Source organism: Aeromonas sp. R5-1, from assembly GCF_040908265.1.
GTDB lineage: Bacteria > Pseudomonadota > Gammaproteobacteria > Enterobacterales > Aeromonadaceae > Aeromonas > Aeromonas caviae.
On the sequence record NZ_JBFODJ010000058.1, the window covers coordinates 1 to 15,233 of the forward strand.

At 57.3% G+C, this 15,233-nt stretch carries 12 protein-coding genes and 1 tRNA gene; 4 read left to right on the forward strand and 9 right to left on the reverse strand.

Annotation, left to right across the window (positions count from 1 at the left end):
• Positions 1 to 13: 13 nt before the first annotated feature.
• Positions 14 to 1,282: an IS4-like element ISAeme3 family transposase gene (locus AB5Y64_RS09090; protein ID WP_041205731.1), complete on the reverse strand. Its 1,269-nt coding sequence runs from the start codon at positions 1,280 to 1,282 to the stop codon at positions 14 to 16.
• Positions 1,283 to 1,385: 103 nt separating this feature from the next.
• Between AB5Y64_RS09090 and AB5Y64_RS09095 the strand changes: the two genes are divergently transcribed.
• Both AB5Y64_RS09095 and AB5Y64_RS09100 read left to right on the forward strand, forming a co-directional pair.
• On the forward strand, positions 1,386 to 2,894 hold the full coding sequence (locus AB5Y64_RS09095) for a PTS transporter subunit EIIC (protein WP_045524479.1): 1,509 nt from the start codon (positions 1,386 to 1,388) through the stop codon (positions 2,892 to 2,894).
• Positions 2,895 to 2,907: 13 nt separating this feature from the next.
• Positions 2,908 to 4,341, forward strand: a complete 1,434-nt coding sequence (locus tag AB5Y64_RS09100) for a 6-phospho-beta-glucosidase (protein WP_201888266.1) — start codon at positions 2,908 to 2,910, stop codon at positions 4,339 to 4,341.
• A 230-nt stretch (positions 4,342 to 4,571) separates the two neighbouring features.
• Here the strand turns inward: AB5Y64_RS09100 and AB5Y64_RS09105 are convergent, their stop codons facing one another.
• The 6 genes from AB5Y64_RS09105 to AB5Y64_RS09130 form a co-directional block, all read right to left on the reverse strand.
• On the reverse strand, positions 4,572 to 4,940 hold the full coding sequence (locus AB5Y64_RS09105) for a DUF1254 domain-containing protein (protein ID WP_279967653.1): 369 nt from the start codon (positions 4,938 to 4,940) through the stop codon (positions 4,572 to 4,574).
• A 13-nt stretch (positions 4,941 to 4,953) separates the two neighbouring features.
• Complete coding sequence (locus AB5Y64_RS09110) at positions 4,954 to 6,471, reverse strand: DUF1254 domain-containing protein (protein ID WP_161470494.1); 1,518 nt, start codon at positions 6,469 to 6,471, stop codon at positions 4,954 to 4,956.
• Between the two features lie 330 nt (positions 6,472 to 6,801).
• Positions 6,802 to 8,976: a catalase/peroxidase HPI gene (gene katG / locus AB5Y64_RS09115; RefSeq protein ID WP_368203652.1), complete on the reverse strand. Its 2,175-nt coding sequence runs from the start codon at positions 8,974 to 8,976 to the stop codon at positions 6,802 to 6,804.
• A 521-nt stretch (positions 8,977 to 9,497) separates the two neighbouring features.
• Positions 9,498 to 9,573, reverse strand: a tRNA-His gene (locus AB5Y64_RS09120).
• Positions 9,574 to 9,933: 360 nt separating this feature from the next.
• On the reverse strand, positions 9,934 to 11,244 hold the full coding sequence (locus AB5Y64_RS09125; protein ID WP_005329232.1) for a type II toxin-antitoxin system HipA family toxin: 1,311 nt from the start codon (positions 11,242 to 11,244) through the stop codon (positions 9,934 to 9,936).
• On the reverse strand, positions 11,244 to 11,498 hold the full coding sequence (locus AB5Y64_RS09130; protein ID WP_005329233.1) for a helix-turn-helix domain-containing protein: 255 nt from the start codon (positions 11,496 to 11,498) through the stop codon (positions 11,244 to 11,246). The genes AB5Y64_RS09125 and AB5Y64_RS09130 overlap by 1 nt, the downstream gene beginning before the upstream one ends.
• Before the next feature lie 501 nt (positions 11,499 to 11,999).
• Here AB5Y64_RS09130 and AB5Y64_RS09135 point away from each other — a divergent pair.
• Positions 12,000 to 12,248 carry a hypothetical protein gene (locus AB5Y64_RS09135; protein ID WP_010674978.1) on the forward strand — a complete coding sequence of 83 codons (249 nt, stop codon included), beginning with the start codon at positions 12,000 to 12,002 and terminating at the stop codon, positions 12,246 to 12,248.
• A gap of 420 nt (positions 12,249 to 12,668) precedes the next feature.
• Here AB5Y64_RS09135 and AB5Y64_RS09140 read toward each other — a convergent pair whose 3' ends face one another.
• A complete protein-coding gene (locus AB5Y64_RS09140; RefSeq protein ID WP_010674977.1) occupies positions 12,669 to 12,920 on the reverse strand; it encodes a type II toxin-antitoxin system Phd/YefM family antitoxin in 252 nt (83 codons plus the stop codon).
• A 78-nt stretch (positions 12,921 to 12,998) separates the two neighbouring features.
• On the reverse strand, positions 12,999 to 13,940 hold the full coding sequence (locus tag AB5Y64_RS09145) for a Fic family protein (RefSeq protein WP_368203654.1): 942 nt from the start codon (positions 13,938 to 13,940) through the stop codon (positions 12,999 to 13,001).
• An 11-nt stretch (positions 13,941 to 13,951) separates the two neighbouring features.
• Between AB5Y64_RS09145 and AB5Y64_RS09150 the strand changes: the two genes are divergently transcribed.
• The gene (locus AB5Y64_RS09150) at positions 13,952 to 15,220 is read left to right on the forward strand and encodes an IS4-like element ISAeme3 family transposase (RefSeq protein ID WP_041205731.1); all 1,269 of its coding nucleotides are present in this window, start codon (positions 13,952 to 13,954) and stop codon (positions 15,218 to 15,220) included.
• Positions 15,221 to 15,233: the final 13 nt, after the last annotated feature.

The following is a 15,233-nucleotide window of genomic DNA, read 5'->3' on the forward strand; positions in this document are numbered from 1 at the left end:
CATGTACAGGACCTTAAGCGTTGAGTCCCTTTAAAACTCCTTCCAAGGTCCTGTTCTGTATCGATTTTCTCTGCTTGGTTCGGCAAGCGTTCTTGGCCAAATAATCAGCTGCCCATTCCAGTCTTTCCCTTATTTCTGTCAGCGCTCTATGGGCCACTGCTTCCAATAGCGGCAACCACCATGTCGTACTGTTCTTTGACGCTTTCAACATCGATAGCTTCCCTGTCATCACACTCTGCGCGACCCGCCTTTTCATCACCAGCGACAGCAAACTCGTCCACACCAATCCCTCGGCGATGGCTTTCTCCCCCGTCACAAACCCCTTGAGCCGGTTGTGCGATTTCCACTCTTTAAATAACAACTCCACCTGCCAACGGCAGCGATACAGGCTCATCACCTGCTCTGCTGACCATGCCGCTCGCGGCAGGTTGGTCATCCACAAGCAGAACCGCTTTTCCTCGGCAAACCAGCGTCGGATCAAGCGGTACTCGACCTTGCCGGACTTCACCACCATATCCAGCACCTCGGCCCGACAGCGCCGCCGTCCTGCCTCTTTCAGTGACAGTCCCGCCAGTTTTGGCACTTCCCGCCCATCACCGCGCCAGGCCTGGATTATCTTGGGGTTCAGGCTTTGCGTTCCTCGCACCAGATAAAATCCGCCAGCGTCGTTCACCTGCTCAAACCAGGCCCTGTCAATGTAACCCGCGTCAGCCAGCAGCAGGCAGTTGGCCAGCTTGTGAGCCTCAGGGAGAAATTGCCGCTCCCCTGCGGTATCGGCAGACACACTCATGCACAGTGGGCTCTGCTCCGACAGAGACATGGTCATATGGCACTCGATAGCCGCCGGACTGATGGTCTTGAACCGGCCGGGAAAGTCAGCCGCCAGACGCCGGTGCACCGCGAAGGAGGTGCCATCGTGCAATAACACCTGCTTGAACGCGCCGAGGGAGGCCGCTTTGAGTTGATGGTCGATACGCAAGGCGATGGCCCGTTCGACCAGCGCTTTCATAAACAGGGCAAAGCTCTCTTTACGCAGCTGATTGTGAAACGGTTTGTAAGAAACCTGATGCTCTTTCGTCAGCTGCAAGGCATTGAAATGACGGTGTAAGCTGGCAATGTCATTGACCTGGTCGCCCCCCATGGCCCGCAACAGTGCAGGTACGAGCATGGCAGGGGTAATGGCGCGCTGACGCAGACAAAACTTGCAGAGCCGAGCAATGCGCTCGAGTGCGGCGGGAGCCAGGAGTTGCTCCAGATAGTGATTAGCATTAATAATGGTCATAGGCTTCGCGCGTGTTGATTTTGTTTGGCGATAAAATTAGATCACAAACGAAGCCTTTTTTATATCTATTTCAATTGGTTGGCGCTAAAGATCCTGTACATGTATGGCAATTAACTATGCGGACTCGGCGAAACAGATCGTCGAGTTGATTGGTGGTGACAGCAACGTCATCAGCGTCACCCACTGTGCCACCCGGCTGCGGTTTGTCCTAAAAGAGATGGGACGGGTCGACAAGGAGGTGTTGAAACGGGTGCAAGGGGTCATCACCGTTATCGAGTCCAGCGGTCAGCTGCAGGTGGTGATCGGCAACCACGTCGGGGATGCCTATCGGGAAGTGCAAAAACGGGTGCAGATCGACGAAAACGCCGTGGTCGACGCCCCCAAGGTGGGTATGGTCAACCACCTGATGGACATCATCTCCAGCATCTTCGCCCCCTTCCTCTACCCACTGGCCGCCTGCGGCGTGTTGCAGGGGCTCATCTCCTTCTTCGCCGCCATCGGCTGGATGGACTCCGCCAGCGGCACCTTCCGCATCCTCAACTTCGTCTCCTGGACCGGCTTTACCTTCCTGCCGGTGATGGTCGCCTTCACCGCGGCCAAGAAGTTCAACGTGAACCCCTTCACCGCCGTGATCGCCGCCTGCGCCTTGGTGTCGCCCGATTACATGAACATGCTGACCGCGAACAAAATCATCCTGGCAAACTCCGCGGATCCGGCGGTGCAAGCGCTGATGCAGTCGGCGATGGAGAACCCGGCCATCAACGAGGCCATCGTCAACCTGGTGGGGGTTCCCCTTAACAGCGCGCCGCTCAGCTTCCTCGGTCTGCCGGTGCAGTACCTGAGCTACACGGCCTCGGTGATCCCCATCATCCTGATGGTGTGGGCCATGTCCTATGTGCAGCGCTTCTTCGAGCGGATCCTGCCGGTGGTGGTGCGCAACCTCTTCACTCCCATGTTCTGCCTCGCCATCATGGTGCCCCTGACCCTGCTGGCCTTCGGCCCCATCGGCAACCTCATCGGCGGCGCCATCGGTGGCATCTACAACACCCTCTATCACCTGAGCCCGTCCATCGCCGGCTTCGTGGTGGGGGCTGTCTGGACACCCCTGGTGACCCTCGGCGTGCACTGGGGCATCACCCCGGTGACGGTGGGCAACTACGCCACTCTGGGCTATGACACCTTTACCGGCCTGCAAGCCTCCGCCGTGTTCGGCATCGCCGGCGCCGTGTTCGGGGTCTACTTCAAGGCCAAGGATCCCGAGCTGAAAAGCGTGACCCTCTCGGCCGGCGTGACCGCCCTGTTTGGCATCACCGAACCCGCCATCTACGGGGTGGCCCTGCGCTTCAAACGCCCGCTCATCTGCGGCTGCCTGGCCGGTGCCATCGGTGGTACGGTCGCGGGAGCCTTCAACGCGGTCTCCTGGAGTTACTGCATCCCCGGCATCGCCGTGCTGCCGGTGTTCTTCAAAGAGGGCCACATGGCGCAGTTCCTGGGCTTCCTGCTCTCCATCGGCGTGGCCTTTACCCTGGGCGTCATCTTCTCCTGGATGGCGGGCTTTCAGACCGATGCCGAAATAAGCCAACCCCAGCCGCTGACATCCAAAGCCGTATAAGGAGCGACAAGTCATGAACAACGCATTACCGAAAGACTTTCTGTGGGGGGGGGCGGTCGCCGCCCACCAGGTAGAAGGGGGCTGGGATCAGGGCGGCAAGGGGCTCAGCATCGTCGATGTGCTCACCAGCGGCGCCCACGGGGTGGAGCGCGTCATCACCGACAAGATTGAGGCCGGTCATCGCTACGCCAACCACGAGGCGGTGGATTTCTACCACCGCTACAGAGACGACATCGCACTGTTTGCCGAGATGGGCTTCAAGTGTTTTCGCACCTCCATCGCCTGGTCGCGCATCTTCCCGCTGGGGGATGAGGCCGAGCCGAACGAGGCGGGGCTGCGTTTTTATGACGACATGTTCGACGAGCTGCTGCGCCACGGCATCGAGCCCGTCATCACGCTCTCCCACTTCGAGATGCCGAACCACCTGGTGACCCAGTACGGCGGCTGGAAGAGCCGCACCGTGCTGGACTGCTTCGTGCGCTTTAGCGAGGTGGTGCTGCGCCGCTACCAGCACAAGGTCAAATACTGGATGACCTTCAACGAGATCAACAACCAGCGCAACTGGAAGGTGCCGCTGTTTGGCTACTGCTGCTCCGGGGTCATCTACAACCAGGAGCCGAACCCGGAAGAGTGTATGTACCAGGTGCTGCACCATCAGTTCGTGGCGAGCGCCAAGGTGGTCAGTCTGGGCCATGAGATCAACCCGGGCTTGCAGATCGGCTGCATGCTGGCCATGGTGCCCCTCTACCCCTACTCCTGCCACCCGGACGATGTGATGTATGCGGAAATCGCCATGCGCGAGCGCTTCCTGTTCGGGGACGTTCACATGCGCGGCCATTACCCCGCCTATATCCGCAAGGAATGGCAACGCAAGGGCTATGAGATTGTCATGGAAGCGGGGGATGAGGAGACGCTGCGGGCGGGCTGCGCCGATTACATTGGGCTGAGCTACTACATGAGCAACGCGGTGCGGGCCCACGGCGCCGGCACGGGCACCGCCTTGTCGGGCTTCGAGGGCAGTGTGCCAAATCCCCATGTGCAGGCCTCCGAGTGGGGCTGGCAAATCGACCCCGTCGGGCTGCGTTATACCCTGAATCTGCTCCATGGCCGCTACGAGAAGCCGCTGTTTATCGTCGAGAACGGCTTCGGGGCGCGGGATCAGAAAGACGAGCGGGGAGAGATAGACGATGACTACCGCATCGCTTACTTGCGGGCCCATATCGAGCAGATGAAGCTTGCCATCGTCGAGGACGGGGTGGAGGTGATGGGTTACACCCCCTGGGGATGTCTCGACTGCGTCTCCTTCACCACAGGGGAGTACAGCAAGCGCTACGGCTTTATCCACGTGGACAAGAACGACGACGGCAGCGGCAGCTTTGCGCGCAGCAAGAAGCGCAGCTTCGACTGGTATCGCAGAGTCATCGCCAGCAACGGCGGGACACTATAGCTGGGTTGTTTAACATGCTGCCTGTATTAAATAGAACCTGTTATTGATCTCATAAATCATCATTCAACCATGTGTTTATGCAATCTCTTTAATAGAAAAGGCAGTGAATGTCTGACTGTAAATAAGCGAGATCCCGGCTCGACACCGAATCTGTCTAGCCGTGGATCCCGCCCTTATCCGGCAATAAAAAACCGACCTGTGAAGTGACCCCCCTTGGTGCCTTGGGTGCGTCAGCCGCTCATCGAGGTGGTGTAATGGCCCATGTCCAGGGTGTGCAGGATCCAGCAACGGCCTTTGTCCATACCCGGCACGCTGACGATCACCGGCTCCGCACTGAGATCCAGCCAGCCTTGCAGGTGCAGGGTATCGTTGTTGATGCCCGGGTGTTCGGTATCGTCCGCCAGGTGGCGAATGTTCTGGAAGCGGTTTCGCGGGGTGCCGGTCTTGACCGCCGTTCCATAGAAGAACTTGTAGGCTTCCTCCATGGAATAGCCGTAGATATGGGCATCCTGTGCCATCTTGTCAGTGATTTGTGCCATGAAGGCGTGGTAGCGATACATGATGCTGCCGCAAGGGATGACTTTCTCATGGTGCTCCACGCCTGTTCATCGTTTACACCCGCTCGAAATCCGCCAGCTTAAAGGTCTTGTGGTTCAACTCGTCGGTCGGGCCATAGAAGCGCATGGCCGGCAGCGGGCGTTTGCCACTGGTCGGGATCCAGTTGTTTTCCTTGCCTGGCGGGGCGGTCGGGCCCACATAGAGGGTGACGCCGCCGTCCGGGTTCTTGGCCATCTTGTCGAGATCGTAGGAGGAGAGGGTGGTACGGCCGCTGTCGCTGTAGATGAAGGACATGGTGTCGCGGTTGTAGACGGTCAATGCCCAGAACTGCTTGACCGGCATCTTGGCCGGGATGGTGAGCTTGTACAGTTGTCCTGCCTCCAGCAGCCTGCCCTCGCTATCAGCAAGCGACATCAGGTATTGGGTGGCGGGGGTATCGTTCAGCACCTTGGGCATATAGGTACACCAGAAGTACTCGGCGGCGCGATTGATGAGGTCGATGCGATCCTCATAAGTGAAGGTGAAGGTCTTGTTGTCATCGCTCTGCAAGAGGGAGGCGTAGTGCCGATCAGGCCAGTAGCGTTTCTCCTTCGGGAAATTGTCATACCAATGCTGCATGTAGAACCAGGCATCGATGGCCGCCTGGCGCATCGCCTTGCGGGTTTTCTCATCCGGGTTGAATGAGGTGCCGCGACCTATGCCAAGGGAGGTGAGCATCCCCATCATCACCTTGTCCTGCTCGCGCACGGGTTCGACGCTGGCCACTGCATGCAGATCCGCGAAGTGACGCTCGTCGTAGTAGGGCAGGGTCGGGTAGCGCTTGTTGCCCGGATCGACGAAGCGCTGGGTCGGCGGATTGCTCGCCTCGGAGAGAGAGTACATGCGCAGGCGCTTGGAGTAGTGATAGGCATCGTTCGTCGACTTGCCGGGCGCTGGCACAGAGCGAAAGGCAAACGCCACGCGATAATTCGGGGAAGGAACATGCAGATAGCCGGCCGGGATCGGCTCGCTGTAGCCGGGGGGCGTCAGCAAAAACTTGCCGCCCTTGCCTTGGTCGAGCCCCGCCGGGCCCACATCCGCTATGGTGAATTGCCAGGCATCGACAATCTGCCCATACAGGCTGCCATCCGGGCCCGCAGCGGGCACTTCCAGCACGGTGGGGCCGTGTTGCAAGTCGGTGAAGGCCGTGATGTAGGGGGTGGTGCTGTTGGCCGTGATGGCCTCGAGATGCGGGGTGGCAGGCTTGGCATAGGCGATGATGTCGTTGTCTTTGAGACCCAGATTGTCGAAGGCGGCGCGCCGGAAGCTGTAGATGGCGACCGCCGGCATGTTCCACAAGACAGCCTCGAAGGCCCGCTGGTACTTGATCTGGTACTCAAAATCTTCGACCGAGCTGACGGAGCCCGCTGGCGGCAGGCCACTCTCGGTTTCACCTGGTTGGCCGGCGCCATGGCGCAGTGGTGTCTTCAGTGACAACCCTTCGGCAAACGCCGGAGTCGGAAGTCTCAATGCCGTCAGACCGACGGCGGATCCCAGTGCTAGCTTGTAAAACTCTCTGCGTGTAATTGGCATTTAAACATCCTTGCTGATGTGGGTCGCTTCAATTCTATCCCGATGACTATAGAAGGATTCTTGTGAAGACTCGGGCCTGAGTGTCATACGTGAACATTTCATGGGACGGCGATCATGTCCACTCATTGAAATGGGGTTGTGCCCATGAAGGTGAGCGCGTCAGGCCCTGCTGGGGTATTTCCTGGTTTCCCGGGGCTGGGGGCATTGGCCATCTCCCCTTGCGGGTTGGTCGATGGCAGCACTCAAAGGGGAGGGATGGGACTCCCCTTTAGCATCGATAAAAAAGCCCGGTAGTGATACCGGGCTTGGTGGTCGAGCAGTGCTTTAGCCTCAGGCGAGGTCGAAGCGATCCAGATTCATCACCTTGGTCCAGGCCGCCACGAAGTCCTTCACGAACTTCTCCTTGGCATCCGCACTGGCGTAGACCTCCGCCAGGGCGCGAAGCTGGGAGTTGGAGCCGAACACGAGATCGACCCGGGTTCCGGTCCACTTCACCTTGCCGCTCTGGCGATCACGGCCTTCATAGACTCCCTGGCTGCCCGCCGCCGGCTTCCACTCCGTGCTCATGTCGAGCAGGTTGACGAAGAAGTCGTTGGAGAGGGTACCCGGGGCGGCAGTAAAGACCCCGTGGCAGTTGCCCGCGTTGGTGCCGAGCACCCGCATGCCGCCCACCAGTACCGTCATCTCGGGGGCACTCAGGGTGAGTAGCTGCGCCTTGTCGATCAGCATGGTCTCCGCGAAGCCCGCACACTCGCCCGCGTAGTTGCGGAACCCGTCTGCGAGGGGCTCGAGCACGGCAAAGGAGTCGACGTCCGTCTGCGCCTGGGAGGCATCCATGCGACCCGGTGCGAAGGGCACAGTCACGGCGACACCGGCTCTCTTCGCGGCCTGCTCGACCCCCACGCTGCCCGCCAGCACGATCAGGTCGGCGAGGGAGACCCGCTTGCCGCCGGTGGCTGAGGCGTTGAAGACCTGCTGGATCCCGTCGAGGGCCTGAAGCACTTTCGCAAGCTGGGCAGGCTGGTTCACGGCCCACTCCTTTTGCGGAGCGAGGCGGATGCGGGCACCGTTGGCGCCACCGCGTTTGTCGGAGCCACGGAAGGTGGACGCGGAGGCCCAGGCGGTGGAGACCAGCTCGGCCACGGACAGGGAGGTCGCCAGGATCTGCTCCTTGAGCAGGGCCACGTCCTTGTCATCGATCAGGGGATGATTGATGGCGGGGATGGGGTCTTGCCAGATCAGCTCCTCTTTGGGTACTTCCGGCCCCAGGTAGCGGGCGATGGGGCCCATGTCGCGGTGGGTCAGCTTGAACCAGGCGCGGGCGAAGGCATCGGCGAAGGCCTGCGGATCCTCGTAGAAGTGGCGGGAGATCTTGCCAAACTCGGGGTCAAAGCGCAGGGTCAGGTCGGTAGTGAGCATGGTCGGCTTGTGGAACTTGCCCGGGATGTGCGCATCGGGAATGATCTCCGGCGCATCCTTGGCCACCCACTGCTTGGCGCCGGCTGGCGACTTGGTCAGCTCCCACTCGTAGTTGAACAAGTTTTCAAAGAAGTTGTTGCTCCACAGGGCCGGTGTCTTGGTCCAGGTCACTTCGAGCCCGCTCGAGACGGTGTCCTTGCCATGGCCGCTGCCGAAGTCGCTCATCCAGCCGAGGCCCTGTGCCTCCAGAGGCGCGGCTTCCGGCTCTGGCCCCTTGTGGGATTCGGGCGCGGCGCCGTGGGCCTTGCCGAAGGTGTGGCCGCCCGCGATGAGGGCGACCGTCTCTTCATCGTTCATGGCCATGCGACCGAAGGTGGAACGGATGTCCTTGGCCGCCTCCATGTAATCGCCGCTGGCGTTGGGCCCTTCCGGGTTGACGTAGATGAGGCCCATGTGGGTGGCACCGAAGGGGGCTGTAAGCTCACGATCGCCCTTGACCCGATCGGGATCGACCCCGAGCCAGGCAATTTCATCCCCCCAGTTGACGTCCTGATCCGGCTCCCACACGTCTGGCCGCCCACCGCCAAAGCCGAAGGTGCGAAAACCCATGGTCTCCAGGGCGACGTTGCCGGCGAGGATCAGCAGATCGGCCCAGGAGATCTTGTTGCCGTATTTCTGCTTGATGGGCCAGAGCAGGCGACGGGACTTGTCGATGTTGACGTTGTCAGGCCAGCTGTTGAGGGGGGCGAAGCGCTGTTGGCCACGGCCGCCACCACCGCGACCGTCGGTGGTGCGATAGGTGCCCGCAGCATGCCAGGTCATGCGGATGAACTGGGGGCCGTAGTGACCGAAGTCCGCCGGCCACCACTCCTGGGAATCCGTCATCAGCTTGACCAGATCTTTCTTGAGTGCCTTGTAATCCAGGCTCGCGAAGGCTTTGGCGTAGTCAAAGTCCTTGTCCATGGGATCGGCGCCGGGGGAATGCTGATGCAGCAGATCCAGCCGCAACTGGTTCGGCCACCAATCTCGATTGGTTCTGCCGACGCCGGCGGTGTGGTTGAAGGGGCATTTGCTTTCTTCACTCATCTCTGTCTCTCCTTGGCAGTCATGTGCAATGCAGACAACTCAGTATGGGAACTTTTCCTGCAACCGGCGGGGCATGTGACAGGCTGGGCCTTGGACCGGCATCGGGAGGTTATCAATAACTCCTTATATTTCAGCTAATTGATTAAGGATGGGGTGACCGTATTACGAAAAGATGAATCGGTGCCATCGAATTTGGCTGCTCCTGTACAAGGGATAAGAGAAGGAAGGAGCGCCCTGGCAGCCGTGCTATCAATTTTTTTATCCATAACACGAAGGATCAGACCTGGACTTGCGCTGGGTCATGGTATGGGGAGGGCGTGTCTTGAGCGGGGCAGAAAACCCCATTTTTGTGACGGCGGTCCGGATTGCATCCTGAGCAGGGCGCCGAGCGCCAGAGGATGGGGTGGGGGCGTTGCGCCAAAAAGCGGACGGCGCAGAAACAAAAAGACCGGCCAGTGGCCGGTCCAAACAGACAGCGTGCTGCTGTCTCATCAGGCTGATCCCAGCCTGGAGGGGAATAATGGGGTGGCTGATGGGGCTCGAACCCACGACAACCGGAATCACAATCCGGGACTCTACCAACTGAGCTACAGCCACCACTGAAATCTGCCTTCGATACAGCAATCAAACTCATGTGTATCGATGGCGCGCCCTGCAGGATTCGAACCTGCGACCCACGGCTTAGAAGGCCGTACCTGTTAATAGAGTTAAAATGTCATCAGAATACGTCAAACATCAAATAAATATAATACTTTAAAATCAATGTCTTATTGACGTTAAGTCTGTCTAGGTTAGCTGAGGAAATTTTATGTTGCCAAAATTAGCACTTCAGGCTTCTGCATTTTTAGTTGTTTTTTTGATCTAAAATGGATCATTCACTCGCTCGTACGCAAAAAAAATGAGCCTCGATAGAGGCTCATTTGGGGCGATGCAAGAGGCATTTGTCACATTGGTCAATTATCGTTTTAAGCGTTGCGCTTTCGAACTGAGTCCACCCAAAATTGAATCTGCAATCTCAGTGGGAAATGTATCAGGCAATTGCTGACGAACGATTGATATTACCTCATCCAGATTATCCGTCAGTTCGCTGATGATTTTTTCCATCTGCACTTGTTCAAAACCAATCGCCTTGGCCGTTTGATAAAAATGGCGAGGAAATATCTGCTCTATCGCGTATTTTTTGCCCTTGGTTGCAGTAAGCCCCATGGCCAACTTGGCATCACGGGGATGTAATCCTTTACCACCAAATGCAGGATACATGGAAAGGATGTCGTAAAACGGTGTAAGCCGGAAACGCCCTTCAGGTTCGATAAACACCGAGAAATTCTTGGCATGGCCATCAGTGGCAGCCAGCAGCCAGAACAACACCTGAGACTTCATAAACAGGTACCGATCCTGCTCCGGCGTGGCCGATCCCAGCAGGGTCGTCATGATGTCAGCAATGCCCGGTCCACCATGGCTCTCGTACTTGCGTGCTGACGGTACATTCAACACCTGGCAGAAGTCCTCTTGGGGCAGGCGCATGATCCAACTGCGATCCGTGGCGTAGCGCCGATCGAAGCGTTCCACCGCCAGAGCCTTGACCTTGCCGACCTGCATGATGAAGCAATGGGGAACCGGAAGACCCAATGCTTTGGCGATCAGGGTGCAGAGATATTCGTTTTCTACGCTCTGGGAGAGGTCTATCGAGTAGGAGTGGCTTTCGATCTTGCCAATGGGCAGCTTGATAATGTGGGTGGTTGGGGTCGCTGCATGCGGTAAGCACCAACGGTTGTCGAGGTAGAGTAACGCGGTCTTTTCCTGAGCCCCGGCGATGGATATCCGAAAATCGTCCTCTTCCCTCACCATACCAAGCGGGATCCCTTGCTGGTAGCTGGTCATGATCTGCTCCAGTTCGGCGTCAGAGAGCGGCTTGCACTCAATGCGCTTAACGTCTGGCACAGGTCTGCCCTGAGCCACCAGTTGCAATGCCCCCACGCTGTCCTGGCCAATGCAACTGAGCAGATCAAAGGGTTGGGTGGAATCGGCTTGATAGCGCGCCACCACCCGGTTTCTTACTTCCGGGTTATCTGGCAGCAGATTATCGAAGAAGTTATAGGCCTCATCGCCCTGGTAGCGCTGCTGGCGTAATGGCATGGAGAGCGAGATGGGGCGGCTGCCTGGCAACTTCACCCACGATTCATCGTACTGAAATTGGTGAGCACCATTGGTCGCCTTGGTAAAGGTACCTACCCGGTATCCGTTCATGTAGACCGTCAGGCTGGCCATTACCACTCCTCCTTCCAGCCAGGCGTGGCGTTTTCCGCAGGATCGGTGCGGGGCCTGATATCGAGGGAGAGTTCCAGTGCGGCGAGGATCTTGAACAAGGTCTCCAGCTTGGTTGACTCGGGATTGAGCTCGAAGCTGGACACCGTGTCCTGCCTGATCCCCACCTTGCCGGCCACTTTGCCTTGGGAGAGCTTTTGCGAAAGCCTGGCATCCTTGAGACAGGCACTAAGTTGCTTGGCGCTGGTTACTTTCATGATTTGACTTACCTGGTAGCGTAATTTCTTTTAATTTACACGCTGTGGCAGGTATATCAATATTTACCTGTTTTAGGCGGTAAATGTTTTTCACACGCTAAAGGCGGTATTTAACCTTGATCCTCAGGTATGGGTGTCGCACTTTCGATTCAAGGGGCCATTAAAACAAGGTGTAACGAGTTTCAGCAGGAGTGCACTGGGGTTGGCGCAACAAAAGCCAAGGCAGCGATGGTGCGTCGGTTGATCGTCTCTGTCAGTGAGTCCATGATTGTTGCGATCGCTTCACGGGAGCTCCCAAGTTCGCACCCGCGTTCGCTTCTTTAAATACCTTCTTGAATTGATGAGCACGAAATTTTGCCAATCTAGCCGAGGTTTCTCGGGAAAATTTGCAAATGCAGTGATGGTGTCATACCAAGCAGCCACCTCCATTGAAGATCTAAACTGGACAGGTCCCCAGTGTTATCGAAAACGGGGGGGCGCAACCAACAAGGTAACTCTGACATGTTGAAACCCATTCTGGTACAGCTCCGAGAGGCCTTGGCCGAGCTGCCCTACTTCACCCATATCGACAACCAGCATGACTACGAAAGTGCGCTGGCACTGATAGATGAGCTGGTGGATGACTACGATAACAACGTCCAGCTGTTAGACCTGCTGGCGGCCAGCATTGAGCGTTGGGAAGATAATGCTGAAGAGTTTGCCGAGTTTAACCGGCGGGTGGCGGCCATCCCTGCGTCATCATCGACATGAACCACTAGGCTAACGTCTTGCCGCCGGGCGCAGCCTACCGCATGAAGTCCGAGCACGACAACAAGCTGCTGATGGATCTTCGATCCAAAAATCGGATGGTTGCACACACTCCAGGGTGGTCAAAATTGGACGCTGAAAACCCCGGATGGATGAGTCAGACAGGAATGCCGCCTGACGGCCTTTGCTTTTCAGTGGTTCGTCTCCATCGGAAGCGCCCAAGTGAATTCCCCTTTATTACTACACCGGGGCCCAGATCAGCAGGCGCTGCCAGTTCGCTCACACAATGAGGGGAGGAGGGCCATGACGCGACTAATGCTGCGATGACAATAAGGGGCATCGTAGCGTTGATCTCCAGCCCGCGCTTGATCAACGTTGACTTGCAAGAGCTGAGGGTAGTGATGTCAAGGATGGGATTCTAAATCATAGGTCCTCCAGGTTGACGCTGACGAACTCCGACCGTTTGACTCGCTCATCGACAATACGGTTCAGCTCGGCATCTTCGGCCAGTTCCAGATAGTAGGCGTAGAGCTCAGGCGGCACACAATAGAATGCTGGCTCGTTACGATAGAGGATGGCGACGGCATCGCCTTTTCCCTCTTTGATGGTCCCCATTGGATTGCGTCTGAGCTCTGTGATATTGGCAGTGGTGGCTGCCAGGCTTTGGTAACTCATGATGATGTCCTCGGCATAGAGCACCGCACTATGGAATACCTTAATAGATACTCAACTCGACGATTGTCACAGTATCAATCAGCGCCCATGTTGCGCTTTCCACGCGATAAACTCCGAGGGCCGTAAACCATAGCGTGCCAGAACACCTTCATGCAGCCTTCGCAACTCTTCAACAATCAGTGCCTGTACGGCCGATCGCTCTTGCTGCGGGACGTTCTCTGACACCGCTTGTTCAATGGTGCTGAGTGGATCAAGTTGGATCGACGTGACGACCCCACGGACAGTCTGTTTGATAAGATCCCGCCATGCTAGGCGAAGTGGGTCAGGTTCGGCGAGATCCCGCTTGATGGCAAGATATTCTTGGGTTGAACGTTCATAAGCCCACACGTACAGGTCGCGTAGCAGTTCGATGCGGGCCATTTCGTACACACCGAGGGTGGCGCGGCTGTAGGCCTGTTCTGGTACATCGAGGAAGGTGAGCGGGCAGAGGTTGCCACGAAACAGGGGGAGATTCGCGGCCAAGCGGGAAGTGCGTTTATTGATGTCGGCAAAAGGTTGTAGGTAGGGCAAGTGCACCATCATGAAAAACGATTGTTCAAACGGATCGTGGATCTGATTGGCTTTGCTCAGCACCTCGTCCAGCACCTCTTCGATTTGTTGTGCCGTGGATAACGGGCGATAGATACTTTTACTGATGTCGACAGCATGTTGGCGAATGCGCCCCTCATCGGCAGGGTTGGGTAGCAAGTTTTCCGCCAGGGCGCTGTGCAAGTTCATCAGGGTGTAGCGGTTAAATTCGGCACTGTCGATGTTTTCGACCAGTAACTCGATCGCGGTTTTATGGTTCAGGATCATCTGCGTTTCGATGGCTCCCTTACCCCGCGCGGCCTTGCCGTGCTCGATAAGTTCACGGGTGTCTAGCCTGCTATCATGTACAGGATCTTTAGCGCCAACCAATTGAAATAGATATAAAAAAGGCTTCGTTTGTGATCTAATTTTATCGCCAAACAAAATCAACACGCGCGAAGCCTATGACCATTATTAATGCTAATCACTATCTGGAGCAACTCCTGGCTCCCGCCGCACTCGAGCGCATTGCTCGGCTCTGCAAGTTTTGTCTGCGTCAGCGCGCCATTACCCCTGCCATGCTCGTACCTGCACTGTTGCGGGCCATGGGGGGCGACCAGGTCAATGACATTGCCAGCTTACACCGTCATTTCAATGCCTTGCAGCTGACGAAAGAGCATCAGGTTTCTTACAAACCGTTTCACAATCAGCTGCGTAAAGAGAGCTTTGCCCTGTTTATGAAAGCGCTGGTCGAACGGGCCATCGCCTTGCGTATCGACCATCAACTCAAAGCGGCCTCCCTCGGCGCGTTCAAGCAGGTGTTATTGCACGATGGCACCTCCTTCGCGGTGCACCGGCGTCTGGCGGCTGACTTTCCCGGCCGGTTCAAGACCATCAGTCCGGCGGCTATCGAGTGCCATATGACCATGTCTCTGTCGGAGCAGAGCCCACTGTGCATGAGTGTGTCTGCCGATACCGCAGGGGAGCGGCAATTTCTCCCTGAGGCTCACAAGCTGGCCAACTGCCTGCTGCTGGCTGACGCGGGTTACATTGACAGGGCCTGGTTTGAGCAGGTGAACGACGCTGGCGGATTTTATCTGGTGCGAGGAACGCAAAGCCTGAACCCCAAGATAATCCAGGCCTGGCGCGGTGATGGGCGGGAAGTGCCAAAACTGGCGGGACTGTCACTGAAAGAGGCAGGACGGCGGCGCTGTCGGGCCGAGGTGCTGGATATGGTGGTGAAGTCCGGCAAGGTCGAGTACCGCTTGATCCGACGCTGGTTTGCCGAGGAAAAGCGGTTCTGCTTGTGGATGACCAACCTGCCGCGAGCGGCATGGTCAGCAGAGCAGGTGATGAGCCTGTATCGCTGCCGTTGGCAGGTGGAGTTGTTATTTAAAGAGTGGAAATCGCACAACCGGCTCAAGGGGTTTGTGACGGGGGAGAAAGCCATCGCCGAGGGATTGGTGTGGACGAGTTTGCTGTCGCTGGTGATGAAAAGGCGGGTCGCGCAGAGTGTGATGACAGGGAAGCTATCGATGTTGAAAGCGTCAAAGAACAGTACGACATGGTGGTTGCCGCTATTGGAAGCAGTGGCCCATAGAGCGCTGACAGAAATAAGGGAAAGACTGGAATGGGCAGCTGATTATTTGGCCAAGAACGCTTGCCGAACCAAGCAGAGAAAATCGATACAGAACAGGACCTTGGAAGGAGTTTTAAAGGGACTCAACGCTTAAGGTCCTGTACATG

What these genes read in the sequence shown, in the direction of transcription:
- AB5Y64_RS09135 (WP_010674978.1), top strand. Translation starts at nt 12,000, where the DNA reads ATGTTGAAACCCATTCTGGTACAGCTCCGAGAGGCCTTGGCCGAGCTG.
- AB5Y64_RS09140 (WP_010674977.1), bottom strand. Translation starts at nt 12,920, where the DNA reads ATGAGTTACCAAAGCCTGGCAGCCACCACTGCCAATATCACAGAGCTC.
- AB5Y64_RS09095 (WP_045524479.1), top strand. Translation starts at nt 1,386, where the DNA reads ATGGCAATTAACTATGCGGACTCGGCGAAACAGATCGTCGAGTTGATT.
- AB5Y64_RS09130 (WP_005329233.1), bottom strand. Translation starts at nt 11,498, where the DNA reads ATGAAAGTAACCAGCGCCAAGCAACTTAGTGCCTGTCTCAAGGATGCC.
- AB5Y64_RS09125 (WP_005329232.1), bottom strand. Translation starts at nt 11,244, where the DNA reads ATGGCCAGCCTGACGGTCTACATGAACGGATACCGGGTAGGTACCTTT.
- katG (WP_368203652.1), bottom strand. Translation starts at nt 8,976, where the DNA reads ATGAGTGAAGAAAGCAAATGCCCCTTCAACCACACCGCCGGCGTCGGC.
- AB5Y64_RS09100 (WP_201888266.1), top strand. Translation starts at nt 2,908, where the DNA reads ATGAACAACGCATTACCGAAAGACTTTCTGTGGGGGGGGGCGGTCGCC.
- AB5Y64_RS09150 (WP_041205731.1), top strand. Translation starts at nt 13,952, where the DNA reads ATGACCATTATTAATGCTAATCACTATCTGGAGCAACTCCTGGCTCCC.
- AB5Y64_RS09090 (WP_041205731.1), bottom strand. Translation starts at nt 1,282, where the DNA reads ATGACCATTATTAATGCTAATCACTATCTGGAGCAACTCCTGGCTCCC.
- AB5Y64_RS09110 (WP_161470494.1), bottom strand. Translation starts at nt 6,471, where the DNA reads ATGCCAATTACACGCAGAGAGTTTTACAAGCTAGCACTGGGATCCGCC.